Source organism: Azospira sp. I13 (genome assembly GCF_003112695.1).
GTDB lineage: Bacteria > Pseudomonadota > Gammaproteobacteria > Burkholderiales > Rhodocyclaceae > Azospira.
In genome coordinates, this window is sequence record NZ_BFBP01000014.1 from 62,348 (window position 1) to 88,685 (window position 26,338).

The window sequence follows — 26,338 nt, forward strand, 5'->3', positions numbered from 1 at the left end:
AATCCTGGCAGGAAACGCCGCATTGCTGAAAACCGCCCAGTCATGCACTCAGAACCGCTCCCTGCCTTCGCCCCCGAATCGCCCCCTACCGCCCTGATCGCCTGCCCGGAGTGCGATCTGCTGCTACAACCTGTTCCCCTCATCCAGCCACGTAGCCGTGCTCAATGCCCGCGCTGCGGTGCCCGCCTCTACAGCTTCTACAATGACCGCCTGGAAAAGCTCCTGGCCTTGTCCTGCGCGGCCGTGATCATGCTGCTGACGGCCTATGCCTTCCCCATCGTCGGTCTCAACATCCAGGGCACCTATATCGAGACCACCGTATTCGGGGCCATCGACAAGCTCTGGCAGGAAGAAAGGGAAGTGCTTAGCGGGCTGGTTTTCGTCACCACCGTCATGATGCCCAGCGTGGAATTGGGCGCCATCCTCTGGCTGGTCATTCCCCTCTGGCGCGGCGTACGTCCGCCGGGGTTTGCGCCGGTTTTCCGGGCCTTCCAGATGGCTCACCCCTGGGCCATGGTGGAGGTGTTCATTCTCGGCGTGCTGGTGTCCCTGGTGAAACTCTCGCACCTAGCCGACGTCCTGCCCGGCCCGGCCATCTGGTGCTTCGGCTGCCTGATGCTGCTACTGGCGGGCCTCGCCTCCCTGCTTGATCCCTATACCCTGTGGCACGCCTGGGAAGACGCCCGGGCTACTCCCGCCGAGGCAATGGAGCCATGACTACCCGGCAAAGCGCTGCCCGTTGCGGCCTAGCCCTCTGCGAGGTGTGCGGGCAGATGAGCCCCTTGCCTCCGGCCCAGACGCCGACCCGGGCCAAGCCGCGCTGTGCCCGCTGCCGCAGCCCCCTGCACCTGCGCAAGCCCGACAGCATCAATCGCACCTGGGCCTTGCTGATCGCCGCCTACCTGCTCTATCTGCCAGCCAATCTCCTGCCCATCATGGAAACCCACTCGCCCTTCGGCACGGACGAAGACACCATCCTCAGTGGCATCATCTTTCTCTGGCAATCCGGCTCCTGGCTGCTGGCCCTCATCGTCTTCAGCGCCAGCATCGTGCTCCCCCTGGTCAAGCTGCTCTCCCTGACCTATCTGCTATGGACCGTGAAGCGAGGCTCCACCCGCAATCCCCTCGGGCGAGCACGGCTCTACCGCCTGCTGGAACTGATCGGCCGCTGGTCCATGCTCGATGTCTATGTGGTCACCCTGCTGGTGGCCCTGGTCCAGGTTCAATCCCTGGCCAGCATTTCCCCGGGCGCGGGAGTAGTCGCCTTCGGCGCCGTCGTCGTACTCAGCATGCTGGCCACCATGGCCTTCGATCCCCGCCTGATCTGGGATCGCGCAGCGGAAAGAATTACCCAGGAATCCCCCCATGCTTGAAAACCAAGAAAATCCCGAACAGGCCCAGGTCAAGGTGGCCAAGCCACGCCGGTTACCCACCCTGGTGTGGATCATCCCTCTGCTGGCGGTAGGTCTCAGCCTCTTTCTCGGGGTCAAGGCACTGCTGGAGCGGGGGCCGGAAATCACCCTGCAATTCTCCAAGGCGGAAGGGCTCGAAGCCAACAAGACCCGCCTCAAGTATAAGGACGTCAACATCGGCACCGTCCGCCAGGTGGTGCTCAGCGAAGATCGCAGCGCCGTGCTGGTAAAAATCCAGGTCCATAGCAATGCCAAGAACCTGCTCTCGGAAGACAGCCGCTTCTGGGTGGTGCGACCCCGGGTCACGGTGGGCGGCATTTCCGGGCTGGCGACGCTGTTGTCCGGCGTCTATATCGCTGTTGATCCCGGCCGTTCGGACGAAGAGAGCCGCGAATTCGTCGGTCTGGAAGAGCCCCCCGCCATCACCAGCGACACCCGGGGGCGCCAGTTCCGCCTCAGCAGCGACACCCTGGGTTCCCTGGATATCGGCTCACCCGTGTTCTTCCGGCGCATCCAGGTAGGCCGGGTCATCGGCTATTCCATGATGAAGGACGGCAAGGGCGTGGACATCAAGATTTTCGTCGATGCCCCCTATGACCGCTTCGTCACCAGCGATTCTCGCTTCTGGCACGCCAGCGGCATCGACGTGGGCATGGGATCGGAAGGCATCAAGGTCAGCATGCAATCCGTAGTCAGCCTGGTGATGGGGGGGATCGCCTTCTCCTCGCCGGAGGAGGCCTCGGAAACCCCGCAGCCGCCAGCCCAGGCTGCCTCGAATTTCACCCTGCATCCGGACCAGGCCGCCGCCCAGCGCCAGCCCGACAGCAACTATCAGAAATACCTGCTGGTTTTCCACGAATCCGTACGCGGGCTGCTCCCTGGCGCCCCCCTGGATTTCCGCGGCATCACCGTGGGCGAGGTGTCGAGCATCCGCATGGAGTACGACAAAGCCCACCACGAGCACCCGATGATCGTCGAGGCACTGCTCTACCCCGGCCGCTTCTCCCGGCAGAAGGGGGAAGCGGCGACGAGCCCGCCCAGCGAACAGCAAACCCGCGCCATGCTCAACGACATGGTAGCCCGCGGCTTCCGCGCCCAGCTGCGGACCAACAGCCTGATCAGCGGACAACGCTATGTGGCCCTGGACTACTTCCCCAAGGCACAGGCGGCCCAGATGGTCTGGGCCAAGCCGGCGCCTTACCTGCCGACCCAGCCCGGCAGCCTGGACTCCCTCCAGGACCAGCTTATGACCATCGCCTCGACCCTGCAAACCACGCTGCAACACGCCGACAAGCTGATCTCCCACCTGGATCAGGAGATCGCCCCGGAGTTCTCCACCACCCTGAAGGATGCGAGAAAGACCCTGGAGCAAGCCAACAAGGTGCTGGCCGCCGACAGCCCCATGCAGCAGGAAATGCGCGACACCCTGCGGGAAGTCGGCCGGGCGGCCAGCTCCGTGCGCAACCTGGCCGATTTGCTCGAACGGCAACCCGAGGCCCTGCTCAAAGGTAAAAAGGAAGACTGACCATGCCCCATTTCCTGCGCGTGCTATCCGCCCTGTTCGCGGCGCTGCTCCTCGGCGCCTGCGGCACCACGCCGAAGGCCCAGCATTACATCCTGGATGACGGCACGACGGCCCCCGGCCCCAACGCCCACCCCAGCGTGCTGCTGCTCACCGCCACCCTGCCGGAACTGCTGGACCGCCCCCAACTGGTGCTGCGGGGCTCCCAGAACCAGATCACCTTCAGCGAACAGCAGCGCTGGGCAGAGCCCCTGCGGGTCGGCATTCCCCGGGCCATGGCCGCGGACCTGGGGCGCGCCCTGGCATCCGCCCAGGTTGCCGCCCTACCGGCCGGCGCCCCCCTCTTCGATGCCGATTTTCGCCTGACCCTGCACGTACAACGCCTGGAGGCCCAGCCGGGTAACGGTGTTGACCTGGACATGCTATGGGTACTCCAGCCCCGGGAAGGCAAGGAAATTCGAGGCCGCAGCCAGATCCACGAAAAGCTGGAGGAGCCATCCTTCCCTGCCGCGGTAGCGGCACAACGCCGGGCCCTGGGCCGGGCCAGCAGCGAAATCGCCGCGGCTATCCGCCAGCAGGCGCCGGCAGCGCCCCAAAGCCGATAGGGGCAACAGCCCCATAACGGCTGCAAATACGGGGATGAGAGAAAACGGGAAGCGTTGCGGGAATGGATCGTTGTCCGGCCTAAGACAGGAACAACGAAAATGCCGAGCGGATCAGAACGCTCAGAAGAGTTCGACCTGGGGCCCCGAACGGGGTTTGACCAGGCTCTGCTCGTAGGCCTGCTCTTCCTTCACCACACGGGTAGCCACATCCTGGGAAATGGGATTGCGGCGGCAGAAGACGTCGCCGGTACTGGCGACAAAAATCACCTTGCGCGACCAGGGGCCCAGCACGTCGGAAGCCACCACGGGAATGCCTTCCCGCTGCAGCCATTCCTTGGCAAAGGCCACATTGCGCTCGCCGATGGCCATGCGAATGGCACTGACGATGGTGCCGCCACCGAAAATCTTGGCCACCAGGCGCCCCTTCTGCCCGCCCCGGTTGAACAGGGCATTGACCAGCACTTCCATGGAATAGGCACCGGAAAGGATGGTGTCGGCATCCAGATCGTCGGTTTTCTCCCGATGGGGCAGGAGGAAATGGTTCATGCCACCGATTTTCAGCTTCGGATCGTAAAGGCAGACGGCCACACAGGACCCGAGCAGGGTGGAAATGGGTCGATCCACCGCCACCGACCAGCCCCCCGGATGGATGTTGAAAGCCAGCCGCTCCAGCTCCTTGCCGGAGAGGGTCGAATAGTCGCTAGGGGTGGCGAGAGAGATGGGCATTGCATGCCAGGGGGTCGAAGAGGGCTTCATTCTAGCGGAATGGCCAGCCCAAGCCACAGGAACTACCCCGCACGCCCCTCCGGCACCAGCGGTACGGCGGCACTCAGGCCGATAATGCTCTCCAGGCTTTCAGGCTGGCGCAGCAGATCGGCCAGGGTGTAGGCATCGAGGACCCGGAACATGGCTCCCAGGGCTTCCGCCAGGATGGCCCTGAGGCGGCAAGCGGGCTGGATGCGGCAGTGGGATTCACCGGAAAAGCACTCCACCAGCTCTATCCGCCCTTCGGTGTGGCGAATGACCTGGCCCAGCACGATGTCTTCCGGCGTCCGTCCCAGGCGGATACCGCCGCCTTTACCCCGGACGGTCTCCAGGTAGCCGGCCTTCCCCAGTTGATGCACCACCTTCATCAGGTGTCCCCGGGAGAGATCAAAGGCCGCCGTGATTTCCCCCACCGTGGCCAGACGGTCGGGCTGTAGTCCAAGGTAGATGAGGACCCGCAGGCTGTAGTCGGAAAAGCTGCTGAGCTTCATGGCTGTTCACACCGAAAGATATATTTTCTGTATTGATTCAGGTTGTCGCCCCTGATACATTTAAAAGATATACGAAATTTCAATCTTTTTGGGCTGGCGATCTGGTTTTGCCGCCCAATTTCGAGTAGCGCCTCCCCATGTCTCAAGACTCGCCGCAGAAAAAGCCCACCAAGATCATTCCCATCCAGGCCATTACCGAAGCCGACGGCAAGGTTTACCCCCGTTCCGTCACCGGCTGGTTCGCCAACTGGCGCTGGGGCCTGGTCTGGCTCACCCAGGCCGTCTTCTATGGCCTCTGCTGGCTGCCCTGGAACGGTCGTCCGGCCGTACAGTTCGACCTGGATGCCCGCCGCTTCTACATCTTCGATCTGGTGCTGTGGCCCCAGGACACCATTTACCTGGCCGTCCTGCTGGTGCTCTCGGCCCTCGCCCTCTTCCTGTTCACCACCCTGGCGGGCCGCCTGTGGTGCGGCTACAGCTGCCCCCAGACGGTCTATACGGAAATATTCCTGTGGATGGAAAAGGTCATCGAGGGCGAACGCCCCCAGCGCATGAAGCTGGATGCTGCCCCCTGGAGCCCCCGTAAGGTAGGTATCAAGACCGCCAAGCACGCTGCCTGGCTGCTCTTCTCCTTCTGGACCGGCATCACCTTCGTTGGCTACTTCGTGCCCATCCGGGAATTGCTCGGCGACCTGTGGCAACTGCAGCCTACCCTCAACGAAGGCTTCTGGATCGCCTTCTACGGCTTCGCCACCTACGGCAACGCCGGTTTTCTGCGGGAGCAGATGTGCAAGTACATCTGCCCCTATGCCCGCTTCCAGTTCGTCATGTTCGATCCGGACACCCTGATCATCACCTATGACGCCGAGCGGGGCGACCCCCGGGGTACCCGCAAGAAGGGCGCCGACGCCAAGGAAAAGGGGCTGGGTGACTGCATCGATTGCAGTATCTGCGTCCAGGTGTGCCCCACCGGCATCGACATCCGGGACGGCCTGCAGAACGAGTGCATCGGCTGCGCCGCCTGTATTGACGCCTGCGATCAGGTGATGGACAAGATGGAATACCCCCGGGGCCTGATCCGCTATTCCACGGAGAATGCGGTGAAGCAGCACTTCGGCCGACAGGAGATCATCCGCCGTGCCCTGCGCCCCCGCACCATCGTGTACGCCAGCATTTTCTTCATCCTGTGTGCGGCCACGGCCTGGTCCCTGGCCACCCGGGTACCCCTCAAGGTGGATGTGCTGCGGGACCGCGCCGCCCTGGCCCGGGAGGCGGACGACGGCAGCATCGAAAACAACTACCAGCTGCAACTGGTCAATGCCAGCGAACAGCCCCGCCGCTACGTGGTGCAGGTGGCCGGCCTGGAAGGCATCCGCCTCAGCCAGCCCGCCGAGGTGGCCCTGGCTGCCGCCTCCACCGGCAGCCTGACCCTGCAGGTGAAGGTGGATGCCGGTGTCGCCGACAAGGGCGCCCATCCCATCACCCTGACGGTGCAGGATGCGGAAAACCCCGCCGTCAGCGTCACGGAAAAAACCAAGTTCTGGATGCCCTGAGGGCCCACGGCCAGGCCCCGCCTGGCAAGGCTTTCAACCGGTAACAATCCCCATCGTCCCCTCCTCCGGCTGCAGCAGCAGCCCGGAGGAGCCGGACCCGCCGGGCTGGCCGAAGTTCTCACGGCCTTTTCCCGGCGCCGGCCGCTATCTCGGCTTCAATCCCGGCATCGCCCCTAACGACGGCCCCTGCGGCGGCGCGCCTTGGGGGCCGGCGGCGCAGTGTTCAGTCCCAGGGCCAAGCGGGAGAGGCGGTCCGCCTCGCCGTTGCGGTGCCGAGGCACCCAGAAGAACTCCACCCCACCTTCGAAGCGCCCCAGGCTGACGCTGAGGCGCTGCAACAGGGCCACCAGCCGGGGCACGGCCGTGTGGGCGCCTCCCTGCAAATGCTGTACGGCAAAATCGCTGTCGCCCCGGATGGTCAGGCGGCGGGCGCCGGCGGCATAGGCCATGTCCAGGACCTGGCCCAGGGCCAGCAGTTCCGCCTCGTTATTGCAGCCGCTGGCGCCGGCCCGACGCGACAGTTCCAGGCGCTCACCGGCGGGTGACAGCAGCAGCCCCCCCAGGCCCATGGGCCCCGGGTTGGGGGCCGCAGCACCGTCGAACCAGGCCTGCCAGCAGTCTGTCACCTCAATGCACCGTGCCTTGGGCCCGGTTGCTCTGCTGCCATTCCAGCACGGTGCGAGCCGCATTGCCCATCACCTGCTGGCGCTGCTCTTCCGGCAACTGGCGCGACAGGGCACCGAACAGCTCCTGGGTCATTTCCTGGCCCAGACCTTCGGCCGCCAGGGCGTGGGCCAGGCAGCGGATCTGGATGTCGGCCAGGGTATTGGCCAGGATCATCCAGCCGTGTTGCGGCATGGCCTGGGGTAAGGAAAGCATCATGCCCCCCAGCTGCTGCAGCACTTGCAGGGCCTCGCCCCGATTTTCCGTGGCAATCATGGTGTGCCAGAGGGCCAGATGCAGGCCCTGGCGCAGATCGGACTTGAAGCTGAAGGCCGTCGTTTCTTCGTGGCTCAGGCGCTCGAAGAAGGCCTGGTAGCCCTCGTTCTCGCCCGCCCCGTCAAGGCCCGCCCGCAGCCCCGCCACCAGGGCGGAAAGGCCGGTGGTGGCCGAAGGGCCGTAAACCTGGGAATAGGCCAGCCCCCACTGGTCGAGGCCGCTCAGCAGCATGGCCTGGCGCAGATGGCGGGCGCCATGGCCCTCTCCGTCACTATCCCGCTTGTCGTTGGCCCAGCCCATGAGGCGCTGGACGATCTGGGCAATGACCTGGGGCCGCTCCTCCCCCTGGCCCTCCAGGGTCTGGCGGAAGGCCAGGGCAAAAGCTTCCTGGGCCAGGCGGGCAGCTTCCCGTTGCAGGGCATGGGGGGCCAGGTCGGCCACGGGGTCGTTCAGGGTCTGTTCCATGGAGGCTTTCATTTCTGGTTTTTTTGCGAATACATGAAGGTTTCAATGCCGGTTTCGCCAATGGCGAACCAGGCTTGCTGCTGGCTGCGGAAGCGCTGCCAGTCGGCATAGATTTTCCGGAAGGCCGGGTTGCGTTCGGCCTCCTCGGCATAAAAGGCAAAGGCAGCCTGGTAAGCGGCCTTCATCAGGTCGTCGGGAAAGCGGCGCAGCTTGACGCCTTGGGCCAGCAGTCGCGACAGGGCCGGTGGGTTCTTGGCGTCGTACTCCGCCGTGGTCAGCAGATGGGCTTCCGCCGCCGCCACTTCAAAGGCCTGCTGGTAGGCCTTGGGCAGCTTTTCCCACTCCCGGGCATTGACGATGAAACTCAGCTGGGCGCTGGGCTCCCACCAGCCCGGATGGTAGTAGTAGCGGGCCACCTTGAAGAAGCCCAGCTTCTCGTCGTCGTAGGGGCCGGACCATTCGGCAGCGTCGATGGCGCCCTTCTCCAGGGCCGGATAGACGTCGCCCCCGGGAATGGTCTGGGGCACGGCGCCCAGGCGCGCCATGATCTCGCCGCCGAGGCCGGGAATGCGCATTTTCAACCCCTTGAGGTCCGCCAGGCCGTGCAGTTCCTTGCGGAACCAGCCCCCCATCTGGGCTCCGGTGTTGCCGCCGGGGAAGTTGATCACCCCATATTCCCGGTACAGCTCCCGCAACAAGGCAAGGCCGTTGCCGAAATGCATCCAGGCCGTCTGCTGGCGGGTGGTAAGGCCAAAGGGCAGCACACTGTCGAAGGCAAAGGCGCGGTTCTTGCCGACGTAGAAGGACCCCAGGGTATGGCCGCATTCCACGGTGCCCTGCTGCACCGCATCCAGGGCCTGCAAGCCGGGGACAATCTCGCCGGCGGCAAAGACCCGGATCTGGAAACGGCCATCGGTGAGGGCGGCCACCCGGTTGGCCAGCACTTCGCCGGCACCGTAGAGCGTATCCAGGCTCTTGGGATAGCTGGAAGTGAGGCGCCAGCGGACGGTGGCACGCTCATCCGCAGCATTTGCAGCAGGGCTGGCAGCCAGGGCGGCAGCACCGGCGCCCAGGAGGAAATCACGGCGTTCCATGGGGTTCTCCCGCAGCGGGGTTGGATTTGTTGCCGGCGGTGAAGGGGCCACAGTTCTGGGCTGATTCCAAAGCCAGGCCAGCCTTTCGAGCCGCGCCCCGGGCCTTATTCGAGGACGGCGCCTGCCTTGCGCAGCAAGTCGGCAATTTCCGTGTTGTTGGCCGCCACCGCCCACTTCAGGGCAGTGCCGCCGGCTTCGTTGATCTTGTCCACATCGGGGTGGTGCTTGAGCAGCAGGCGCACCACCTCCGGGTGGCCGTTGCGGGCCGCCACCATCAGGGCGGTGGTGCCGTTATCGCTGGCGCCATTAACCTCGGCGCCGTGCTCCAGCAGGTAGGCCATGATGTCGACGTGGCCGTTGAAAGCCGCATAGACCAGGGGCTGCCAGCCTTCGCTGCGGTTCACCGGCGCCCCGCCGGCCACCAGCAGCTTCACCACCGGCAGGAAGCCGCGGAAGCTGGCCAGCAGCAGGGCATCGTCGCCGTAACGGTTACGGGCCGCCACCTTGGCCCGGCGCAGGATCAACTGGTCTACCAGTTCCGCATTGCCATTGCGGGCAGCCAGCATCAGCAGGGTGCTGCCTTCGGCATCGGCGGTATTGGGGTCCATACCCCGGTCCAGCAGGGCCACCGCCTCGTCCGTGTGGTTATCCAGCACCGCCTTGAGCATGTCGTCGTAGATGCCGGCCTGGGCCGACAGGGGGAGCAGCAGGCAGAGCAGCAGGGAAGTCAGGAGCTTGCGCATGGTGTTTCCTCGGAAAGCAGGCAGGGAAAGCAAGGGGCAATACCCCGAATCAGGACGCCAGGGCGGCCCGGGCCGCGGGGAAGCAGCGGAAGAAATTGTCGGTGGTGGCCTGCCCCACCGCTTCCAGATCAAGGCCCCGCAGGCGGGCGATTTCTTCCGCCACGTGGCGCACGTAGGCGGGCTCGTTGGTCTTGCCGCGGTAGGGCGTGGGGGCCAGGTAGGGGGCATCGGTTTCCACCAGGATGCGGTCCAGGGGCGCCCGGGTGGCCACGTCCTTGACGATGGTCGCGTTCTTGAAGGTGACGATACCGGAGAAGGAAAGGTAGAAGCCCTGATCAAGGGCTTCCCGGGCCACGTCCCAGTTTTCGGTGAAACAGTGCATGACGCCGCCCACGGCCCCCGCCCCCTCCTCCGCCATCAGGCGCAGGGTGTCGGCGGCGGAATCCCGGGTGTGGATGACCAGGGGCTTGCCGCAGGCCTTGGCAGCGGCGATGTGGTTGCGAAAACGCTGCCGCTGCCACTCCGGCTTGTCCTTCTGCCAGTAGTAGTCCAGCCCGGTCTCGCCGATGGCCACCACCTTGGGGTGGGCCGCCAGGGCCACCAGCTGTTCCACCGTGGGCTCTGCCGCATCGGTGTATTCGGGATGCACGCCAACGCTGGCCAGCAACTGGGGGTTACCTTCGGCCAGGGCCAGCACCCGGGGAAAATCCTCCAGGTTCACGCCGATGCAGACGGCGGCCTGAACCTGGTTATCGGCCATCCTGGCCAGCAGCTCCGGCAGGCGGGCGGAAAGATCGGGGAAATCCAGGTGGCAGTGGGAATCGACAAACATCCGGCAGCTTTATCAGGGAAATCAGAGGGTATGGGTGGTACGGCTGGACTGCAGCAGGCCGCCCAGCAGGCCTTCGATCTTGCGCCGCGCCTCGACGCCGCTCTCATCGCTGTTGAAATGGATGCCGATCCCCTGGGCCTTGCTGTTCTGGGCCCCCGCCGGGGTCACCCAGACCACGCTGCCGGCGATGGGCAGTTTGGTGGGGTCTTCCATCAGGGAAAGCAGCATGAACACCTCATCCCCCAGGCTGTAGTGGCGGCTGGTGGGAATGAAAATGCCGCCATTCTTGAGATGGGGCATATAGGCAGCGTAAAGCGCCGACTTGGAATTGATGTTGAGGGAGAGGACGCTGGGGCGGGCAGCAGCGGCACTGGCGGCGGCGGCAGGCGTGACAGGAGTATCCGACATGATGTCCTCGTTGCAGGCGGTTTATTGGTGGAGCGCCCGGTAGGCGAAAAACAGTTCTTCAAGCACCAGCCTGGAGTTCAGCGGATGCTCAGACTGAGCTTTAAACTTAACCAACAATCTATTGAATGCAATGATTTTTATAATATTCATCGCTTTCGCAAGCTGACTTATTGTAGCGGCATCGGCCTGAAAATAGCGCGGCGGCTGACCTACGGCGCTCAAGGCCAGGTCGCCGCCCCACTTCTGCAGCCACTCCACGGTACGCTTCATGGTCAGGGCGCCGGACTTGTCGGCCTTGAGGGCTTTATCCACGGCCGCCGCAGCGGCGATGGGGTCCAGGTTGCGGCCCTTCTGCAGTTGCCCCAGCAGCGCATCGAGCAGACTGCGCTGGCCGCTGCCGGCCAGCTCGGCCGCCAAACGCGGCGCGCCGCCAGCCAGAGCCAGCCAGCGCACCGGCTCGGCGACCTTGCGGGAAGCCAGCCAGGCGGTGGCGGATTCAGCGCTGGGCAGGGGCACTTCTACCGTCTGGCAACGGCTGCGAATGGTGGGCAGGAGGCGGTCGGCCTCGCTGGAAACGAGCAGGAACAGGGTACCGGGCCGGGGCTCTTCCAGACTTTTGAGCAGGGCGTTGGCGGTGTTGCGGTTCATGGCCTCGGCCGGGTGCAGCAGCACCACCCGCACACCCTGGCGATGGGTGCCGACATGGAGGAACTCATCCAGGCCTCGCACCTGATCAATGGTGATCTGCTGGCTGGGCTTTTTCTTGCCCGTTTCGGCATCTGCCTCGGCCTCTTCGCCGCTCAGGGCCTCCGGCTGCACCAGGCGGAAATCCGGGTGGTTGCCCTGGCTTAGCCAGTTGCAGGCCGAACACTGGCCGCAGGCCTGGCCATCCATGGCCGGCTGCTCGCACAGCAGGCCGGCCGCAAAGGCCTGGGCCAGCTCGAACTTGCCCACGCCCCGCTGGCCAATCAGCAACAGGGCGTGGGGCAGCTGGGCGCGCCGGCCCTGGAGCCGGTTCCAGGCAGATTCCTGAAGTTGAATAACGTTCATAAACAAATCGTTGAAATCAATTCTTCAATTGATTTCTTGATATCAGCCAGAGGTCGGTCTGCGGCAATGACCTGGATGCGGCCGCCGGAACGGGCAGCCCGTTCCAGATAGGCCTGACGCACCCGCTCGTGGAAATCCGCCTTTTCCTGCTCGAAGCGGTCCAGCACCCGTTCCTGGCCGATACGGGCCTGGGCGACGGCCAACGGCAGGTCGAAGAGCAGGGTCAGATCCGGTTGCAGGTGGCCGTGCACCCAGTTTTCCAGGGTTTCCAGCTTCTCCCGGGCGAGGCCACGGCCGCCGCCCTGGTAGGCCACGGTGGCATCGGTGAAGCGGTCGGAGATGACCCAGGTACCAGCCGCCAGGGCGGGTTCGATGACCTCCGCCAGGTGTTCGCGGCGGGCGGCAAACATCAGCAGGGCCTCGGTTTCCAGATGCATCGGCTCGGACAGCAGGAGACCCCGCAGCTTTTCCCCCAGGGGGGTGCCGCCGGGTTCCCGGGTGGTGACCACCGTTTTTCCCCTGGCCCGCAGCCAGTCGGCCAGCCAGGGAATGTGGGTGCTCTTGCCGGCGCCGTCGATGCCTTCAAAGGTGATGAATTTTCCGCCCATGGTCATCCTGAAATCAGCGGCCGCCCCGCTGGTATTTGTTGACTGCCTGGTTGTGGGCTTCCAGGGAGTTGGAAAAATGACTGCTGCCGTCGCCCCGGGCGACAAAGTACAAGGCGGGGCTGGAAGAAGGGTGCAGGGCCGCCTGCAAAGCCGCCTGCCCGGGCAGGGCAATGGGCGTGGGGGGCAGGCCCGGCCGGGTATAGGTGTTGTAGGGAGTGTCCGCCAGCAGGTCGGCGCGCCGCAGGTTGCCGTCGAACCGCGGGCCCATGCCGTAGATCACCGTCGGGTCGGTCTGCAGCAGCATGCCCTGGCGCAGGCGATTGACGAAAACGGCGGCAATATGGGGCCGGTCGGCGGCCTTGCCGGTTTCCTTCTCCACGATGGAGGCAAGGATCAGGGCCTGGTAGGGGTGCTGCAGGGGCAGGTTGGGGTCCCGCGCTGCCCATTCTGCCGCCAGCCGCTTCTGCATGGCCCGGTAGGCCCGGGCCAGCAGGTCCAGGTCGCTGGACTGCTTGCTGAAGAGATAGGTATCAGGGAAGAACAGGCCTTCCGGATGAGCTTCGGCGGCACCGATGCGCTGCAGGATTTCCCGGTCCGTAAGGCCCTGGCTGTCGTGGCGCAGATCCGGCTGGGCATTGAGTTTTTCGCGCAGCTGGCGGAAGTTCCAGCCTTCGATGATGGCCAGCTCGGCCTGGCTGACGTCGCCCCGGGTCAGTTTCTGCAGCAGTTCCCACAGGGTGATGCCCCGTTCCACTTCGTAGCTGCCGGCCTTCAGGCTGGCTGCGCTGCGGCTGGCGCGAACCAGGGCTTCAAAGAGCCAGGGGGGAACGTCCACGCCGGCGTCGGCCATCTGGCGCGCTGCCGAGCGGGCGCTGCTGCCCGGCTGCACCTGAAAATCCAGGGGCGAGGTGCTCAGACCGACCGGCGCCAGGGCCACCCAGGCCAAGCCGGCGCCGGCCAGAACGGCCAGCAAAAGCAGCAGGGAAACGAGTCGCCGGAACAAGCGCATGGGTCGCGGGGTCAGAGGTCAGTTAGTCAAGGTCAGCGCGCACAGCGGCCCCGGGCAGGGACGCCGGAAAGCCCGGCCCGCCAGCATCGGGCCGCCCAAAGGCGCGGTGGACGAAGGCGATATAATAGCCCAAGCCCCGTCTTCGCCCCAGCCTGGGCCCTGTCGGCGCAGCTTGCCGGCCCGGGCAGCGCTTCGGACAGCCGGGTCAGCCAATGCCTACATGGACGGCAGGAAGCGCCCGCTGGCCCGTCGCCCGCGCTACCATAGCTTCCCTCTTCTGCCCCGACACCCCATCTTTCATTCTTCCCACGGACTCCTGCCCATGAACGCTCTCTGGAAAAGCACGCTGGAAACTGCCGGCGCCAAGTTTGACGGTGATTTCGTCACCGATTTCGGCGATGCCGCCGCCGAACGCCAGGCCGCCCTCACCGGCCCGGTGCTGGCTCCCCTCTCCCACCTCGGCCTGATCGCCGTTGATGGCGAGGAGGCCAAGTCCTTCCTGCACAACCAGGTCACCAGCGACGTCAATCACCTCAAGGCCGACGGCGCCCAGCATTCCGCCTGGTGCACCGCCAAGGGCCGCATGCTGGCCAGCTTCCTGCTGTGGCGTGACGGAGATGCCTACCAGGTGCAGCTGGCCGCAGAACTCCAGCCCGCCATCCAGAAGCGCCTGCAGATGTACGTGCTGCGGGCCAAGGTCAAGATCGCCAGCCGCAGCGACGAGGTGGCCCTGCTCGGGCTGGCCGGGGCCGGCAGCGCCGCCCTGCTGGAAAAGGCCGGCCTGCCCGTGCCCGGCGAGACCCTGGTGGTGGCTGAAGGCAATGGCGCCAAGGTGATCCGCCTGGAAGGCAGTGAACGCTTTGAAATTGCCGTCGCCGCCGACGGCGCCGCTGCCCTGTGGGCCGCCCTGGCCACCGGCGCCCGCCCGGTGGGCACGCCGGTCTGGCAATGGCTGCAGATTCAGGCCGGCATTCCCCACATCGGCGCCCCCACCCAGGAAGCCTTCGTGCCCCAGATGGCCAATTTCGAGCGCATTGGCGGCGTCAGCTTCCACAAGGGCTGCTACCCCGGCCAGGAAATCGTGGCCCGCACCCAGTATCTCGGCAAGGTCAAGCGCGCCCTCTACCGCGCCAAAGTGGCCGGCCCGGTGCAGGACGGCGCCGCCCTCTTCTCCGCCCTGGCCGATGAAAACCACGGCGGTACCGTAGTCAACGCCGCCCCGGCCGCCGACGGCCAATGGGAACTGCTCGCCGTGATCCCGGAAAACTGCGCCAGCGGCGGCCCGGTGCACGTGGGCGGCCCGGACGGCCCAGTGCTGGAACTGCTGCCGCTGCCTTACTAAAAAATCATTGCCACAGAGAGCGCAGAGAACACAGCGTTGCCCCCGGGTATTTTGAACCCGGCAGGCTGAAACTGGCGCCGTTGGCCTTTTGGCGCACATCCGCTCTTCCCGCTGTGTTCTCTATGGCCTCTATGGCCAAGAAGGCTGCCCCATGTGCCTCATTCTCCTCGCCTGGCAGGTGCATCCCGACTACCCCCTGGCGGTCTGCGCCAATCGGGATGAATTCCATGCCCGCCCCACGGCGGTCGCGGATTTCTGGGCCGACGCCCCCCAGGTGCTGGCCGGGCGGGATTTGCAGGCCGGCGGCACCTGGCTCGGCATCAGCCGCAGCGGGCGCTTTGCCGCCGTCACCAACTACCGGGACCCGACGGCGCCGGAAGGCCCGCGTTCCCGGGGCGATCTGACCCGGCAGTTCCTCACCGGCACGGCGTCGCCCGACACCTTCCTGCAAGGCCTCAACCCGGACGACTACGGCGGCTTCAACCTCTTTCTCGGGGATGACCAGGGGCTGTGGTACTACGCCAACCGGGAACGCCGCATCCGCCCCCTGGCGCCGGGCATCTACGGGCTTTCCAACCATCTGCTGGATACCCCCTGGCCCAAGCTAGTGGAGGCCAAGGAGCGCTTCGCCCAGGCCCTGCCCCGCCTGCCGGACACGGCGCCCCTCTTCGAACTGCTGGCCAACCCCACCCGCTGGCCCGACGAACACCTGCCCGACACCGGGGTTTCCCTGGAATGGGAGCGCATTCTCTCCGCCATTTTCGTCGCCGCCCCCGGCTACGGCACCCGGGCCTCCACCGTGCTCACCCGGGCCAAGGACGGCCAGGTGTGCCTACTGGAGCGCAGCTTCAACGAAGCGGGCGTGCAGGGGGAAGTGCAGCGGGAATTCCGCATCGGCACCAAGGGCTGACAAGGGCTGACAGGAGAGGCAGAAGGGACGGGCATCGCCGCCATGGCACCGCGCAGAGGCGCGTCGTTGCTTGACCTACAGGATGGGGTAACGGAGATGACCGACTGGCGGGCGTTCCAGGACATTCATGAGCGACACCCGCCGCCAAAGCAAAAAACACCTGCGCCGGACCCGGTAGAACACCGGCCCGGCAGCGCCGCGGCTCAGTCCTCGGCGATCTCCACCTCGGTATAGGCGGGTACCCGCTCGAACAATTCCACGATGTCGTCGTTGCCCATGCGGATGCAGCCGTGGGAGACCGGCGTACCCAGGGCTGCCTCGTCGGCAGTGCCGTGGATGTAGATGTAGCGGGCCATGGTATCCACCTCGCCGAGGCGATTGACACCGGGCTCCCGGCCACACAGCCAGAGGATGCGGGAAAGAATCCAGTCCCGCTGCGGTTCGGCGGCCTGGAGTTCCGGGGTGCAGATTTCACCGGTGAAACGACGGCCGCGAAAGACGGCCCGGGGCGGCATGTCTTCGCCAATCTTGGCCCGCACGTAGTGTCGGCCCCGGGGCGTCTGGAAGCTGCCGCTGACTTCCCCGGGCCCCCGGGCAGCGGTGGAAACGGGATAGGTACGCAGCAAGGCGCCCTCATCGTCCCGCAATTCCAGCACCTGCCGCGCCAGGGAAACCCGCAGTTTCATTGGGCCGCCCCCGCCTTGGCCGCCCGGCGCCGCTCGGCGAAGAAGCCGGAGAGCAGCTGGGCGCATTCTTCGGCGAGGATGCCGCCGACGATTTCCGTGTGGTGGTTGAGCTTTTCCACCGCGAAAAGGTCCAGCACGCTGGCGTGGACGCCGGTCTTGGGATCGGCAGCGCCATAGATCACCCGGGCGATGCGGGAATGCATGATGGCCCCGGCACACATGGCGCAGGGCTCCAGGGTGACGAACAACTCGCAGCCGGGCAGGCGGTAGTTGCCCAGGTTGCGCGCCGCATCCCGCAGGGCGGAGATTTCGGCGTGGGCCGTGGGGTCGCTGTCGCCGATGGGGGAATTGAAGCCCCGGCCGACAATGCGCCCTTCCAGCACGACGATGGCCCCCACCGGTACTTCCCCCAGGCAGCCGGCAGCGTGGGCCTGGGACAGGGCTTCGCGCATGAAAAATTCGTCGTTCATGGAAAAAAGGCAGGAAAGTGGCAAGAACAGGGGGATGGAACTGACAGTTTACCCCATGGCCCGGCGCCCCAGCGCCTATAATCGCCCCTTCGCTCCTCCTGCCGTACCGCCCTGCCCCATGCCTGCCAAGCCCAAAGCGCCCGCCCAGCCCGTCGCCATTCCCGAAATTCGCCCCGGGCAGTCCATCGAACTGCTCAAGGAACTGCACATCCTGACGCGGGACGGCAAGCTCAACCAGGACACCCGGCGCAAGCTGAAGCAGGTCTATCACCTCTACCAGTTCATCGAGCCCCTGCTGGCCGAAACCCTGGCCGACACGCCCAACTTCACCCTGGTGGACCACGGCGCCGGCAAGAGCTATTTGGGCTTCATCCTCTACGACCTGTTCTGCAAGGCCCAGGCTCCGGAGGCCCGCATCGTCGGCATCGAGACCCGCGACGAGCTGGTCACCCGCTCCCGGGACCTGGCCCAGCGCCTGGCTTTCCCGGGCATGGAATTCCACAACCTGTCGGTGGCCGACTCCATCACTTCGCCCCTGTTACCCCCGCAAGTGGATGTCGTTACCGCCCTGCACGCCTGCAATACCGCCACGGACGACGCCATCCGCTTCGCCCTGGCCAAGGAAGCCCGCTTCATCGTACTGGTACCCTGCTGCCAGGCCGAGGTGGCCACGGTGCTCAACCAGCACAAGGGGGAGCGCCTTAAAGAGAGCGTGCTGACGGAAATCTGGCGTCACCCCATCCACACCCGGGAATTCGGCAGCCACCTGACCAACGTGCTGCGCTGCCTGCAGCTGGAAGCCCACGGCTATCAACTGCGGGTCACCGAACTGGTCGGCTGGGAGCATTCCATGAAGAACGAACTCATCATCGCCACCCGCAAGGGCAAGCCTCGGCGGGAAGCTGCCGAGCGCCTCAACCGCCTGCTGGCCGAACTGGGCCTGGAGGCGCTGCAGTCCCGCTTTTTCACCCCGGCCCCGACACCTCATTCCGTCTGATTCAGCCTGATCCACGTAGCAAACCATAAAGGAAATCCAATTGGCCAAAACCAACTTTCAATTCGAAAAACGCCAGAGGGAATTGGCCAAGAAGCAAAAGAAGGAAGAAAAGCTGCGTCGCAAGCAGGAAGGCACCGACCGGGATGAAACCGAGGATGCGGCGGGTGATGTGGAAGGTGGAGCCGCCAACGGTGCAGCGAAAACCGGCGCAGCCCCCGCAGCCCCCGCAGCCGGCAGCTGAAACAGCCCAGGCGCCGTCCCTGTGGCACTCAGGTTCTCAGGCGCTTTGCAGCCGTTTCTCCCCTGGGACATTCCTGGGACTCAGCAGTACTAGCCGACACTAGCGGGAGCTCCCCGAGTCCTGCCCCATCGCCGAACCGTCCGGAGACTTCCGGCGCTTCGGCGATTTGTTTTTGTCCTGGAGCCGGTCCCGGCCCAGGCTCTCCTTCCAGATGCCCGCCACCGCCGCCCATACTGCCCATACTGTTTTCTGACGACATGGACCTTCAGCTCATGCCAGACGATATTCAGGGTGGACTCCAACCCCTCATGGATATCGACCCATTGCCAGGCGTTTTCCCCAACATGGGAAAAATTGCGCAGGTCCTGGACGATCTTGCGCACCCGGGCGATGCCATCCCGGCACTCCACCAAGAGGTCGCCCACATCCTGCTTCAGGTAGTCGTAATTGAGGGATTGCCGGAGTACCGCGACTGCTTCGAACAGCTCCGCATTTTCGGGAACGGCGGCGATTCGCTCATAGGCGGTGATGATGGAAAAGATTTCTTCCAGATATCCCCCAAGACACCCCAGATTGGCGTCCACATACCCGATGGGGTTGTTGATTTCATGGGCGATACCGGCAGAAAGCTGCCCCATGGCAGCCATCTTTTCCGACTGCAACAGCTGCAACTGGGTCTGCTCCAGGGCATGGGCCCCTTCTGCCACCGCATCGGCGAGGCGGGAGTTGTTCCGCCTCAGCATATCCCGGGCCGCCTTGGCATCCAGCTGGGCGCGAATGCGGGAAAGGGCAATGGCCAGACGAATCGGTTTGTGGATGTAATCCACCGCCCCCAGTTCGAAGCCCATCACCTCCTGCTCCTCGTCCTGCAGGGCAGTGACAAAAATGACCGGGATGTTTTTGCTTTCCGGGTTGTCCTGCAGGCGCCGGAGAACTTCGTAGCCATCCATCTCCGGCATCATGATGTCCAGCAGGATGAGGTCGGGGCGAGGGGCCGTGAAGACGGCCTCAAGCGCCCGTTTTCCCGAAGAAACCGCCCGAACACGATAGTGGGGCTGCAGCAGCGCCCCCAGCACCTTCAGGTTCAGGGGCTCATCATCCACAATCAGGATGGTGCTCTTGTTGCGATTGGAATCCCCCTCCCACAGGGCACGAGCGCCCTGGTCGAGTGGCTGGCCGTTGCCATCCATCCAAACGCCCCCCGTTCGCCTCGGACCGGCTCGCTTACCCCCGCACTTGCCTCAATCGGCCGCGCCGATGTCCCGGGCCTTGCACATCTTCGCCAGAATACGGTTTTCAGCCTGCAGACGTTGCCGTGCCAGCGCCTGGGCAACCACGGCACGCAGCTCGAAATCGGTCCAGGGCTTGGCGATATAGGCATGGATGTGGGCCAGATCAAGCGCGATGACGATGCCCTCCATGTTGGCCGTATCGGAAATCAGGATGGTGGCGCACTCGGGTTGCTTTTCCGAGAAGTTAACCAGGAACTGGGCGCCGTCCATGCCTTGCAGGTCGTAATTGGCGATGACGCAGGAAAAGCTCAGGTCATCGGCCATGCGCAGGCCATAGAGGGGCGAATTGGAAATCTGCACACTGATGCTGCCGGGGTTGAGGCGGGGCACACGGGCATGAACTTCCTCCTGGACCTCGCGGAAGACGTCATCCAGACGGCTGTGCTGGGTCAGGGTGCGGGCCAGGGCATTGGCGGAATTGACATCACTATCCATGACCAGAATCTGGTCCACCGGATTGATGGCGCCTGCCGGCAACTCGATGCCGTTATCCCGCAGCATCTTGGCCAGACGGCGGTTTTCCAGATTGGCTTGGCGGAAGGCAATGCCCTGGGCTACGGAGCTTTTCAGGAAATAGGCGCTCCAGGGCTTGGGAATAAAGCGGTAGATATGGGTTTCGTTGATCATCCGGACCAGGGCATCCAGATCGGTCTGTCCCGACAGCACCACCCGCACACAGTCGGGTTGCAGCGCCGCCAGGGCCTTGAGGAAGGCCAGCCCGTCCATGCCCGGCATGCGGTAGTCGGAGATGACCAGCTCGAACTCCTGCTCCTCGGCCCGCTTCAGCGCCGCCAGCGGATCGGCATGAGCTGCCGCAGGGTTGAGCCCCCTTGTTTGCTCCGGGCTAAAATGGGCACCTTACTGCTGTTGCAGCCCCTCCCCGGCCCCTTTCCTTTTCCCTGAATGTCCCAACCGTTCCTTCATCAATCTTCCTCGCTTTCATGGAGCCTGCGGCCCATGACCCTAGCCGACCTGCCGGCTGTGCTGGAGATTCAGGCCCAGGCCTACGATCCCTTCTTCCACGAATCCGAAGCGGCCTTTCGCGGCAAGCTGGGGGCCTTTCCCGCCTGGTGCTGGGTAGCGGAAGAAGCACAAGGAAAACTGGCCGCCTATCTCTTCGCCCAGCCCGCCCGCCTGGGCCGGCCGCCCTGCCTGGGGGATGGAGGCAGAAGCAGCGGGGGGGATGCCGATGGCGGCGCCGATACCCTGCACCTGCACGACATGGCGGTCAGCCCCCTGGCCCGGGGGGCAGGATTGGCGCGCACCTTGGCCACCCATGCCCTGGCCGCCGCACGGCGGGCCGAGCTCGGCCATGGGCGCCTGCAATGGGCCAGCCTGATTGCCGTCCAGGGCTCCGTACCTTACTGGGCGCGTCACGGCTTCGTCGCCGGCCCGGTATCCCCCGATCTCTCCAGCTACGGCCCGGGAGCGGCCTACCTGATCCGCTCCCTGTAGCCGGCAGCCGCCGCTGCCTGGGTCAGCTCCCCACCACGCCGCCGTCTTCCCGCCGGATCACCACGGTGCCGGATCGGGGCCGGCCGGCGGGGGTTTCCGGGAACTGGCCATGGGGCCAGTGGGAAATGGCGGTGGCCTTTTCCGGATCGGACCGCTCGCTGGCCGGTTCCCCCGGGTGCTGGATATTCACGAACAGGGTCTTGCCGTCCGGCGTGCTGGTGATGCCGGTGATCTCGCAGCCCCGAGGGCCAGTGAGGAAGCGCTTGACCTGGCCCGTCGCCACATCCGCCACCAGCATCTGGTTGTTGCCCAGGTTGGCATAGTCGCCCTGGTTGAGGACGCTGGTGGACACGTCGGTCTGGATCCAGAGCCGGCCTTCGACGTCGAACCACAGGCCGTCCGGGCTGCCGAAGGCATCGCCCTGGATGTTGCCGCGGCGGGCGGCATCCGGATGCAGGGGGTCGCCGGCCAACAGGAAAATGTCCCACTCGAAATCCAGGCTGCCCGCGTCATGCCGGCCCTTGGCCGGGGCCTCGCGCCAGCGCACGATGTGGCCGAAGACGTTGTCGGCCCGGGGATTGGCGGCGTTGAGCCCAGGCACTTCACTGGTGCCGCGCTTGACGTTGTTGGTGAGGGAGACATAAACCTCGCCACTCTTGGGGTGAACGGCAATCCATTCAGGCCGGTCCATCTTCGTCGCGCCCACCTGATCGGCGGCCTGGCGGGTGCGGATCAGCACCTGGGCCTGGTCGGCAAAGCCGTTTTCCGGCGTCAGACCGTTCTTGCCGTGCGCCAGGGCCACCCAGTGGCCCTTGCCGTCTTCACCGAACTTGGCCACGTAAAGCGTGCCTTCGTCCAGCAGGCTGGCGTTGGCAGCCCGGTCGCCGGGCTGGTAAATGCCTTTGGAGACGTACTTGTAGATGTACTCGAAACGCTCGTCGTCGCCCATGTAGACCACCACCCGGCCATCCGCCGCCAGGGTCACGGTGGCGCCCTCGTGCTTGATGCGGCCCAGGGCCGTGCGCTTGACCGGCGGCTGCATGGGGTTCCAGGGGTCGATTTCCACCACCCAGCCAAAACGGTGGGGCTCGTTGGGGTGCCGGGTGGCGTCGAAGCGCTCGTCGAACTCGTGCCAGCGGTAGCCGGCGGTCTTGTCGTTGATGCCGTAGCGCTTCTCGTCCGGCGTCGCACTCTTGCCGGCCTTGAAGTAGCCGTTGAAATTCTCTTCGCAGGTCAGGTAGGTACCCCAGGGCGTGTGGCCCATGGCGCAGTTGTTGAAGGTGCCGAAGATGAGCTTGCCGTGAGGGTCCTGGGCCGTCTTCAGGCCGCTGCTGCCGGCGGCGGGGCCGGAGACGGTGATGGCACTCTGGGCGGTGATACGGCGGGCGTAGGCGGAAGGCCGCACCAGTTGCCAGCGACCGCCCTCTTCCTTCACTTCGATGACCGAAACCCCGTGGGCTGCCTGGGATTTAGCCACTTTCTCGGCGGACCAGTCGCGCATGCCGCCGACGTGGAGCAGGCCATCATCCGTATATTCGTGGTTGATGCACATCAGGCCGCGGGTGGAAGACTGCTTGCGGCCTTCGACGAAGGGGAAGAAATGCATGCCGTCGTGGTGCATCCCCGCCTGCACCGCCTGTTCGCCGGCATGGTTGCTGGCATCAGGGAGAAAGGCCGGCCCGTCGAACAGGGGATCTCCCCAGGCAAACAGCAGGTCTAAGCGATAACCGGGCGGCACCTGCACCCGGTCTTCCCGGGAAACGGCAATGGCGTCGAATCCCATGGCGGGCCGGGCAGTGCGAATGGCCCGCCCGGCACCGGCGGCGGCACTCACCGCAGCAGCCGGCAAGGGCAATCCGGCCAGGGCCGCAGCCCCCAGGCTACCCGCCAGCATCTGTCGACGACCCGGGCTGGGCAGGTCGAGCAGATGGGGATTGGCGCTGGCATTGCTGCAGCAGGCGTCGTCGAATTCCTTCATGGGCGCATCCTGTCGATGGGAAAACCCTATTTTTCAAGGACTTTGTGACAAACAGGTCACAAGCCCGTGACAGGTGCCCACCCCTGAAATGCCCACGCCATGAAAAGGGGCTTGCCGCCGACCCGGGATTGCCGGAGAATTTCGTGACTTATTTCACAAAAGTACTGCCATGAACCCTTTTGAAGCTCGCCGCCGCCGTGAATGGATGCTCATCGGGCTCGTCATGATGACGGCCCTCATGGCCAACCTGCCTCGGGACATCACCCGGGCCCTGAACCTCGACACCACCTATCTGGTGGGTCTGCTGGGCATGCTGGTGTTGCTGGCCCTATTTCTCTACGTACGCTTCACCTTCTTCCTGCTCTACGCTCTGCTGATCATCGGCGCCAACCTGCCGACCCAGTGGGCGGAAGGCCTGGGCATCTCGAAAATGCCCATGCTCATCGCCCTCGGCTTCATGGTGGCCGCCTCCCTGGTGAATCACGTCACCCGGCTGGTGCCCTCGGGCCTCGAACCCAAACCCAAGAGCCGCAGCGTGGAAGGCAGCAAGGCCCTGAATAACGCCATCGTGCGCAACAACGTGAACCTGGCCCAGCGCATCCTGGCCATGGACATCGACCCCAACCAGGTGGATGACGAAGGCCTGCTGCCCCTGCAAAAGGCGATTGAAAGCGGCAGCCTGGAGCTGGTGAACCTGCTGCTCAAGGCCACCGCCAACCCGGCGCTGCCCTGCAGCAACGGTGTTTCCCTCCTGCATTTCGCCGAAGGCCTGGGCCACGCGGCCATTGCCGACAGCCTGCGGGCGGCCCTGGCGGCTGCCCAGGACCAGGGCGAAGCCCGCCTCGGCCCCGAATCCGGCTTCGCCAAGACCTTCTGAGACACTGGCGGCCCGCTTCTTAGCAGCCTCTTAGCTCCTTCTTAGTCGCCTCTTAGCCGCTTTTACCCACCTCTTACCCGCTTATCACGCGCCGCTTGCTCCGCCGCTTGCTCAATTCCCCTGACTTCCCCTCCCGCCCCGGTTCCGGCAAGGTCGGGAAGGAGGACAGGCAGGAAATAAACGGCGCTGCGGGAGGTGCTCTCCGCTAAAATGCAGGCTCTTTTTCTGGAGCCTGCCATGTTCCTCGCCATGAACCGTTTCCGCATCGCCAAGGGGCGGGAGGCGGAATTTGTCGACCACTGGCGCCAGCGGGAAAGCTATCTGGCGGAAGTGCCCGGTTTCCAGGGCTTCCACCTGCTGCAGCTGGAACCCCTGGGGGATGAGCCGGCAGACTTCACCCTGTTTGCCTCCCACACCCAGTGGGAATCCGAAGCGGCTTTCGAGGCCTGGACCCAGTCCGAGGCCTTCCGCAAGGCCCACGCCAATGCCGGCAAGACTCCCCGGGAACTCTACCTGGGGCCGCCGCAACTCGAACTTTTCAAGAGTGTTCTCTGATGCTGAGCTATCGCCACGCCTTCCACGCCGGCAACCACGCCGACGTTCTCAAACACCTGGTGATGCTCCAGCTACTGGACTATCTGACCCAGAAAGATAAGCCGCTTTATGTGGTGGATACCCACGCCGGCGCCGGGGCCTACGACCTGAAATCCGACTACGCTCGCAAGCTGGCTGAATTCCAGGGCGGCATCGGCCGCCTGTGGAACCTGCCGGCCGAGCAGCTGCCGCCGGCCCTGGCCGACTACGTCAGCCGGGTGCGGGATTTCAACGGTGACGGCGCCCTCAACCATTACCCCGGTTCCCCCTGGCTGGCCTGGAAAGCCCTGCGGGACATCGACCGCCTGCGCCTCTACGAGCTGCACAGTACCGACAGCCGCCTGCTGGCCAGCAACTTCCAGGAAGCGGGCCGCCAGGTGCAGGTTCATGCCGGTGACGGCCTGGCGGGTATGAAGGCCCAACTGCCGCCCCCCTCCCGCCGCGGCCTGGTGCTGATCGACCCCTCCTACGAGGTGAAAACCGATTATCAGGAGATCATCCGCGCCCTGCAGGACGCCCTGAAGCGTTTCTCCACCGGCACCTACGCCATCTGGTACCCCTGCCTCAACCGGCCCGAATCCCGCCAGTTCCCCGACAAGCTGAAGCGCCTGCCGGCCAAGGACTGGCTCCACGTGGCCCTGCACGTGCGGGCTGCCGATGCAGATGGCTTCGGCATGGCGGGCAGCGGCATGTTCATTCTCAACCCGCCCTGGACCCTGGCGGCAGCCATGAAGGAAGTACTGCCGGTACTGGTACAGCACCTGGCGGAAGAAGGCGATGCCGGCAAGGGCGCCCGCTTCATTCTGGAAAGCGGCGAAGGTGGCAGCCTGGGAGACACGCCGGTACGCCCGGAGCGCGTGCGGCCGACGGTGTTCAATCCCCGCAATAGCGGCGCTGTGCCTGGCAAGACGCCGCAAAGGCCCGGGCGTCCGGCAGGAAAGCCTGGAAATCCGCCGCAAACCCCGCGTAATCCTGCAGCAACGCCGCGCCCGCCCCGCAAAGGGCCTGGCGGGCGCTCGGGTGCTTGAAGCGCAGGGACATGCGATTCAGGGCGTAGGCGATGGTCTCGGCCTCCCGGTAGGAAGCCAGCCAGTCGTCTGCCCGCATGTGGGGCAGGATGCCCGCCAGCCGGGGTGGCAGGGCCGCCCCCAAGGCCGCGGCTTCGGCATAGACCTGGGCTGAAAACATCTCCAGTTCGGGAGCCAGACCCGCGGCCGCAGCCCACTCGGGCCAGGCCCGGGCGAGGAAATGGTCGTAGAACAGATCCACCATGATGCCCGCCACCCGGCGCCGTTCGGGGCTGATGCGGGCCTTGCTGGCGACGAAGGCGGGGTGGGTTTCGGCAAAGCTGTCGATGCGCCGATGCAAGGCCACCCCGGCCAGAATGCCGGTGTCCAGCCCCTGGCTCCCCGCCACCAAGGGGCCTTTGACGAAATCACCGATGAAGCCCCCCAGCCGGTCATCCGCCGAGGCGCCGCCCAGGTAGGCGTGGGCGAGGAAGTTCATGGGCGCCCTATTCCAGTTCGGTGTATTTGCGCGAAGAGCCCCGGGATTTTTCCACCGGGTATTTAGCGTCGTTCTTACGGATTTTGGCCAGGGCCGCCGCCTTTAGGTCAATACCGGCTTCCGCCGCTACCAGCAGCAGGTAGAGCAGCACATCGGCGCATTCGTCGGCCAGGGCTTCCCGGCCGGCCGGATCGGCCACCCGGGCGACCATGTCGGCATCGCTCTGCCACTGGGTCAGTTCCAGCAATTCCGCCGCCTCCAGGTTGAGGGAGACGATGAGGTGGCGCAGGCTGTGGAACTGCTTCCAGTCCCGGGCATCGCGGAAGGCAAGGATGGCCTCGGTGAGGTGCTGCAAATCCCCCTGCGGGTCGGCAGGGCGTGGCTTTTCTGCTAAGGTCATGGGCTTTTCAATGTTCGACGGGGCAGGCCCGATTATGCCCCCGATGCACCGGATCATGACTGCCTCTTCCCCTGCGACCTCCCCCCCCCCCGCC

General features: G+C 65.1%; 30 protein-coding genes and 2 pseudogenes. 13 read left to right on the top strand and 19 right to left on the bottom strand.

Annotation, left to right across the window (positions count from 1 at the left end):
* Positions 1-42 precede the first annotated feature (42 nt).
* From AZSI13_RS14230 to AZSI13_RS14245, 4 genes are read left to right on the top strand one after another with little or no spacing between them, the layout of a single operon-like run.
* On the top strand, positions 43-717 hold the full coding sequence (locus AZSI13_RS14230; protein ID WP_109041845.1) for a paraquat-inducible protein A: 675 nt from the start codon (positions 43-45) through the stop codon (positions 715-717).
* On the top strand, positions 714-1,373 hold the full coding sequence (locus AZSI13_RS14235) for a paraquat-inducible protein A (RefSeq protein ID WP_109041846.1): 660 nt from the start codon (positions 714-716) through the stop codon (positions 1,371-1,373). The genes AZSI13_RS14230 and AZSI13_RS14235 overlap by 4 nt, the downstream gene beginning before the upstream one ends.
* On the top strand, positions 1,366-2,937 hold the full coding sequence (locus AZSI13_RS14240; protein ID WP_109041847.1) for an intermembrane transport protein PqiB: 1,572 nt from the start codon (positions 1,366-1,368) through the stop codon (positions 2,935-2,937). The genes AZSI13_RS14235 and AZSI13_RS14240 overlap by 8 nt, the downstream gene beginning before the upstream one ends.
* A 2-nt stretch (positions 2,938-2,939) precedes the next feature.
* Positions 2,940-3,539, top strand: coding sequence for a membrane integrity-associated transporter subunit PqiC (locus AZSI13_RS14245; RefSeq protein WP_109041848.1), 600 nt, complete (start codon positions 2,940-2,942; stop codon positions 3,537-3,539).
* A 120-nt stretch (positions 3,540-3,659) separates the two neighbouring features.
* Here the strand turns inward: AZSI13_RS14245 and AZSI13_RS14250 are convergent, their stop codons facing one another.
* On the bottom strand, positions 3,660-4,265 hold the full coding sequence (locus AZSI13_RS14250; RefSeq protein WP_109041849.1) for a chemotaxis protein CheD: 606 nt from the start codon (positions 4,263-4,265) through the stop codon (positions 3,660-3,662).
* A 62-nt stretch (positions 4,266-4,327) separates the two neighbouring features.
* Complete coding sequence (locus AZSI13_RS14255) at positions 4,328-4,795, bottom strand: Rrf2 family transcriptional regulator (protein WP_109041850.1); 468 nt, start codon at positions 4,793-4,795, stop codon at positions 4,328-4,330.
* Positions 4,796-4,932: 137 nt separating this feature from the next.
* On the opposite strand from AZSI13_RS14255, the gene ccoG reads away from it, so the two are divergent.
* Positions 4,933-6,348 carry a cytochrome c oxidase accessory protein CcoG gene (gene ccoG, locus AZSI13_RS14260; RefSeq protein ID WP_109041851.1) on the top strand — a complete coding sequence of 472 codons (1,416 nt, stop codon included), beginning with the start codon at positions 4,933-4,935 and terminating at the stop codon, positions 6,346-6,348.
* Positions 6,349-6,521: 173 nt separating this feature from the next.
* Here the strand turns inward: ccoG and AZSI13_RS14265 are convergent, their stop codons facing one another.
* From AZSI13_RS14265 to mltG, 9 genes are all read right to left on the bottom strand, one after another.
* Entirely contained in the window at positions 6,522-6,974 is a 453-nt protein-coding gene (locus AZSI13_RS14265) for a ribonuclease HI family protein (RefSeq protein ID WP_201262400.1), read from the bottom strand.
* Between the two features lies 1 nt (position 6,975).
* Entirely contained in the window at positions 6,976-7,752 is a 777-nt protein-coding gene (locus AZSI13_RS14270; protein ID WP_109041982.1) for a hypothetical protein, read from the bottom strand.
* Positions 7,753-7,760: 8 nt separating this feature from the next.
* A complete protein-coding gene (locus AZSI13_RS14275) occupies positions 7,761-8,846 on the bottom strand; it encodes a TRAP transporter substrate-binding protein (protein WP_109041853.1) in 1,086 nt (361 codons plus the stop codon).
* Positions 8,847-8,950: 104 nt separating this feature from the next.
* Complete coding sequence (locus tag AZSI13_RS14280) at positions 8,951-9,589, bottom strand: ankyrin repeat domain-containing protein (protein WP_109041854.1); 639 nt, start codon at positions 9,587-9,589, stop codon at positions 8,951-8,953.
* Positions 9,590-9,638: 49 nt separating this feature from the next.
* Entirely contained in the window at positions 9,639-10,421 is a 783-nt protein-coding gene (locus AZSI13_RS14285; protein WP_109041855.1) for a TatD family hydrolase, read from the bottom strand.
* A gap of 21 nt (positions 10,422-10,442) precedes the next feature.
* Positions 10,443-10,829 carry a PilZ domain-containing protein gene (locus AZSI13_RS14290; protein ID WP_109041856.1) on the bottom strand — a complete coding sequence of 129 codons (387 nt, stop codon included), beginning with the start codon at positions 10,827-10,829 and terminating at the stop codon, positions 10,443-10,445.
* A 21-nt stretch (positions 10,830-10,850) separates the two neighbouring features.
* Positions 10,851-11,879 (bottom strand): DNA polymerase III subunit delta', encoded by a 1,029-nt coding sequence (gene holB, locus AZSI13_RS14295; protein ID WP_109041857.1) that lies wholly within the window; start codon positions 11,877-11,879, stop codon positions 10,851-10,853.
* Entirely contained in the window at positions 11,876-12,487 is a 612-nt protein-coding gene (gene tmk / locus AZSI13_RS14300) for a dTMP kinase (protein WP_109041984.1), read from the bottom strand. Before tmk ends, holB begins: the two co-directional genes overlap by 4 nt.
* Before the next feature lie 13 nt (positions 12,488-12,500).
* On the bottom strand, positions 12,501-13,496 hold the full coding sequence (gene mltG / locus AZSI13_RS14305) for an endolytic transglycosylase MltG (RefSeq protein WP_109041858.1): 996 nt from the start codon (positions 13,494-13,496) through the stop codon (positions 12,501-12,503).
* A 322-nt stretch (positions 13,497-13,818) separates the two neighbouring features.
* Here mltG and AZSI13_RS14310 point away from each other — a divergent pair, with 322 nt between their 5' ends.
* Both AZSI13_RS14310 and AZSI13_RS14315 read left to right on the top strand, forming a co-directional pair.
* Complete coding sequence (locus AZSI13_RS14310) at positions 13,819-14,838, top strand: folate-binding protein YgfZ (RefSeq protein WP_109041859.1); 1,020 nt, start codon at positions 13,819-13,821, stop codon at positions 14,836-14,838.
* Between the two features lie 151 nt (positions 14,839-14,989).
* A complete protein-coding gene (locus AZSI13_RS14315) occupies positions 14,990-15,748 on the top strand; it encodes an NRDE family protein (protein ID WP_109041860.1) in 759 nt (252 codons plus the stop codon).
* 203 nt (positions 15,749-15,951) lie between these two features.
* On the opposite strand, the gene AZSI13_RS14320 is transcribed toward AZSI13_RS14315, so the two are convergent.
* Together AZSI13_RS14320 and tadA are read right to left on the bottom strand one after the other, a co-directional pair.
* Positions 15,952-16,434, bottom strand: a complete 483-nt coding sequence (locus tag AZSI13_RS14320) for a L,D-transpeptidase (protein ID WP_109041861.1) — start codon at positions 16,432-16,434, stop codon at positions 15,952-15,954.
* Positions 16,431-16,904 carry a tRNA adenosine(34) deaminase TadA gene (tadA, locus tag AZSI13_RS14325; RefSeq protein ID WP_109041862.1) on the bottom strand — a complete coding sequence of 158 codons (474 nt, stop codon included), beginning with the start codon at positions 16,902-16,904 and terminating at the stop codon, positions 16,431-16,433. Before tadA ends, AZSI13_RS14320 begins: the two co-directional genes overlap by 4 nt.
* Positions 16,905-17,022: 118 nt before the next feature.
* On the opposite strand from tadA, the gene AZSI13_RS14330 reads away from it, so the two are divergent.
* Together AZSI13_RS14330 and AZSI13_RS14335 are read left to right on the top strand one after the other, a co-directional pair.
* Complete coding sequence (locus AZSI13_RS14330) at positions 17,023-17,901, top strand: SAM-dependent methyltransferase (protein WP_109041986.1); 879 nt, start codon at positions 17,023-17,025, stop codon at positions 17,899-17,901.
* 82 nt (positions 17,902-17,983) lie between these two features.
* Positions 17,984-18,142 (top strand): hypothetical protein, encoded by a 159-nt coding sequence (locus AZSI13_RS14335; RefSeq protein ID WP_235609784.1) that lies wholly within the window; start codon positions 17,984-17,986, stop codon positions 18,140-18,142.
* Between the two features lie 89 nt (positions 18,143-18,231).
* Here the strand turns inward: AZSI13_RS14335 and AZSI13_RS14340 are convergent, their stop codons facing one another.
* The 3 genes and pseudogenes from AZSI13_RS14340 to AZSI13_RS18415 form a co-directional block, all read right to left on the bottom strand.
* On the bottom strand, positions 18,232-19,332 hold the full coding sequence (locus AZSI13_RS14340; RefSeq protein WP_109041864.1) for a response regulator: 1,101 nt from the start codon (positions 19,330-19,332) through the stop codon (positions 18,232-18,234).
* A 51-nt stretch (positions 19,333-19,383) separates the two neighbouring features.
* Positions 19,384-19,935: a response regulator gene (locus tag AZSI13_RS18410; protein WP_369406674.1), complete on the bottom strand. Its 552-nt coding sequence runs from the start codon at positions 19,933-19,935 to the stop codon at positions 19,384-19,386.
* A gap of 75 nt (positions 19,936-20,010) precedes the next feature.
* A pseudogene (locus AZSI13_RS18415) lies at positions 20,011-20,238 on the bottom strand (response regulator); the annotation flags it as partial.
* Positions 20,239-20,391: 153 nt separating this feature from the next.
* On the opposite strand from AZSI13_RS18415, the gene AZSI13_RS14350 reads away from it, so the two are divergent.
* Positions 20,392-20,889: a GNAT family N-acetyltransferase gene (locus AZSI13_RS14350; protein ID WP_165833537.1), complete on the top strand. Its 498-nt coding sequence runs from the start codon at positions 20,392-20,394 to the stop codon at positions 20,887-20,889.
* Between the two features lie 22 nt (positions 20,890-20,911).
* Here the strand turns inward: AZSI13_RS14350 and AZSI13_RS14355 are convergent, their stop codons facing one another.
* Entirely contained in the window at positions 20,912-22,867 is a 1,956-nt protein-coding gene (locus tag AZSI13_RS14355; RefSeq protein ID WP_109041867.1) for a PhoX family phosphatase, read from the bottom strand.
* Between the two features lie 169 nt (positions 22,868-23,036).
* Here AZSI13_RS14355 and AZSI13_RS14360 point away from each other — a divergent pair, with 169 nt between their 5' ends.
* From AZSI13_RS14360 to AZSI13_RS14370, 3 genes and pseudogenes are all read left to right on the top strand, one after another.
* Positions 23,037-23,744 (top strand): ankyrin repeat domain-containing protein, encoded by a 708-nt coding sequence (locus tag AZSI13_RS14360; protein WP_109041868.1) that lies wholly within the window; start codon positions 23,037-23,039, stop codon positions 23,742-23,744.
* Positions 23,745-23,981: 237 nt separating this feature from the next.
* Positions 23,982-24,299, top strand: coding sequence for an antibiotic biosynthesis monooxygenase (locus AZSI13_RS14365; RefSeq protein ID WP_109041988.1), 318 nt, complete (start codon positions 23,982-23,984; stop codon positions 24,297-24,299).
* A gap of 62 nt (positions 24,300-24,361) precedes the next feature.
* A pseudogene (locus AZSI13_RS14370) lies at positions 24,362-25,102 on the top strand (23S rRNA (adenine(2030)-N(6))-methyltransferase RlmJ); the annotation flags it as partial.
* 109 nt (positions 25,103-25,211) lie between these two features.
* On the opposite strand, the gene AZSI13_RS14375 reads toward AZSI13_RS14370, so the two are convergent.
* Positions 25,212-25,844, bottom strand: coding sequence for an ACP phosphodiesterase (locus AZSI13_RS14375; protein ID WP_109041869.1), 633 nt, complete (start codon positions 25,842-25,844; stop codon positions 25,212-25,214).
* Positions 25,845-25,851: 7 nt separating this feature from the next.
* Positions 25,852-26,244: a nucleotide pyrophosphohydrolase gene (locus AZSI13_RS14380; RefSeq protein ID WP_109041870.1), complete on the bottom strand. Its 393-nt coding sequence runs from the start codon at positions 26,242-26,244 to the stop codon at positions 25,852-25,854.
* Positions 26,245-26,338: the final 94 nt, after the last annotated feature.

Bases quoted from the DNA above. Each gene is read 5' to 3' on its own strand.
- AZSI13_RS14240 (WP_109041847.1), top strand. From the start codon at position 1,366: ATGCTTGAAAACCAAGAAAATCCCGAACAGGCCCAGGTCAAGGTGGCC.
- AZSI13_RS14350 (WP_165833537.1), top strand. From the start codon at position 20,392: ATGACCCTAGCCGACCTGCCGGCTGTGCTGGAGATTCAGGCCCAGGCC.
- AZSI13_RS14230 (WP_109041845.1), top strand. From the start codon at position 43: ATGCACTCAGAACCGCTCCCTGCCTTCGCCCCCGAATCGCCCCCTACC.
- mltG (WP_109041858.1), bottom strand. From the start codon at position 13,496: ATGCGCTTGTTCCGGCGACTCGTTTCCCTGCTGCTTTTGCTGGCCGTT.
- AZSI13_RS14285 (WP_109041855.1), bottom strand. From the start codon at position 10,421: ATGTTTGTCGATTCCCACTGCCACCTGGATTTCCCCGATCTTTCCGCC.
- ccoG (WP_109041851.1), top strand. From the start codon at position 4,933: ATGTCTCAAGACTCGCCGCAGAAAAAGCCCACCAAGATCATTCCCATC.
- AZSI13_RS14245 (WP_109041848.1), top strand. From the start codon at position 2,940: ATGCCCCATTTCCTGCGCGTGCTATCCGCCCTGTTCGCGGCGCTGCTC.
- AZSI13_RS14320 (WP_109041861.1), bottom strand. From the start codon at position 16,434: ATGAAACTGCGGGTTTCCCTGGCGCGGCAGGTGCTGGAATTGCGGGAC.
- AZSI13_RS14380 (WP_109041870.1), bottom strand. From the start codon at position 26,244: ATGACCTTAGCAGAAAAGCCACGCCCTGCCGACCCGCAGGGGGATTTG.
- holB (WP_109041857.1), bottom strand. From the start codon at position 11,879: ATGAACGTTATTCAACTTCAGGAATCTGCCTGGAACCGGCTCCAGGGC.
- AZSI13_RS14360 (WP_109041868.1), top strand. From the start codon at position 23,037: ATGAACCCTTTTGAAGCTCGCCGCCGCCGTGAATGGATGCTCATCGGG.
- AZSI13_RS14280 (WP_109041854.1), bottom strand. From the start codon at position 9,589: ATGCGCAAGCTCCTGACTTCCCTGCTGCTCTGCCTGCTGCTCCCCCTG.
- tadA (WP_109041862.1), bottom strand. From the start codon at position 16,904: ATGAACGACGAATTTTTCATGCGCGAAGCCCTGTCCCAGGCCCACGCT.
- AZSI13_RS14255 (WP_109041850.1), bottom strand. From the start codon at position 4,795: ATGAAGCTCAGCAGCTTTTCCGACTACAGCCTGCGGGTCCTCATCTAC.
- AZSI13_RS14310 (WP_109041859.1), top strand. From the start codon at position 13,819: ATGAACGCTCTCTGGAAAAGCACGCTGGAAACTGCCGGCGCCAAGTTT.
- AZSI13_RS18410 (WP_369406674.1), bottom strand. From the start codon at position 19,935: ATGCTGCGGGATAACGGCATCGAGTTGCCGGCAGGCGCCATCAATCCG.
- AZSI13_RS14235 (WP_109041846.1), top strand. From the start codon at position 714: ATGACTACCCGGCAAAGCGCTGCCCGTTGCGGCCTAGCCCTCTGCGAG.
- AZSI13_RS14365 (WP_109041988.1), top strand. From the start codon at position 23,982: ATGTTCCTCGCCATGAACCGTTTCCGCATCGCCAAGGGGCGGGAGGCG.
- AZSI13_RS14340 (WP_109041864.1), bottom strand. From the start codon at position 19,332: ATGGATGGCAACGGCCAGCCACTCGACCAGGGCGCTCGTGCCCTGTGG.
- AZSI13_RS14375 (WP_109041869.1), bottom strand. From the start codon at position 25,844: ATGAACTTCCTCGCCCACGCCTACCTGGGCGGCGCCTCGGCGGATGAC.
- AZSI13_RS14250 (WP_109041849.1), bottom strand. From the start codon at position 4,265: ATGCCCATCTCTCTCGCCACCCCTAGCGACTATTCGACCCTCTCCGGC.
- tmk (WP_109041984.1), bottom strand. From the start codon at position 12,487: ATGGGCGGAAAATTCATCACCTTTGAAGGCATCGACGGCGCCGGCAAG.
- AZSI13_RS14330 (WP_109041986.1), top strand. From the start codon at position 17,023: ATGCCTGCCAAGCCCAAAGCGCCCGCCCAGCCCGTCGCCATTCCCGAA.
- AZSI13_RS14315 (WP_109041860.1), top strand. From the start codon at position 14,990: ATGTGCCTCATTCTCCTCGCCTGGCAGGTGCATCCCGACTACCCCCTG.
- AZSI13_RS14270 (WP_109041982.1), bottom strand. From the start codon at position 7,752: ATGGAACAGACCCTGAACGACCCCGTGGCCGACCTGGCCCCCCATGCC.
- AZSI13_RS14275 (WP_109041853.1), bottom strand. From the start codon at position 8,846: ATGGAACGCCGTGATTTCCTCCTGGGCGCCGGTGCTGCCGCCCTGGCT.
- AZSI13_RS14355 (WP_109041867.1), bottom strand. From the start codon at position 22,867: ATGAAGGAATTCGACGACGCCTGCTGCAGCAATGCCAGCGCCAATCCC.
- AZSI13_RS14290 (WP_109041856.1), bottom strand. From the start codon at position 10,829: ATGTCGGATACTCCTGTCACGCCTGCCGCCGCCGCCAGTGCCGCTGCT.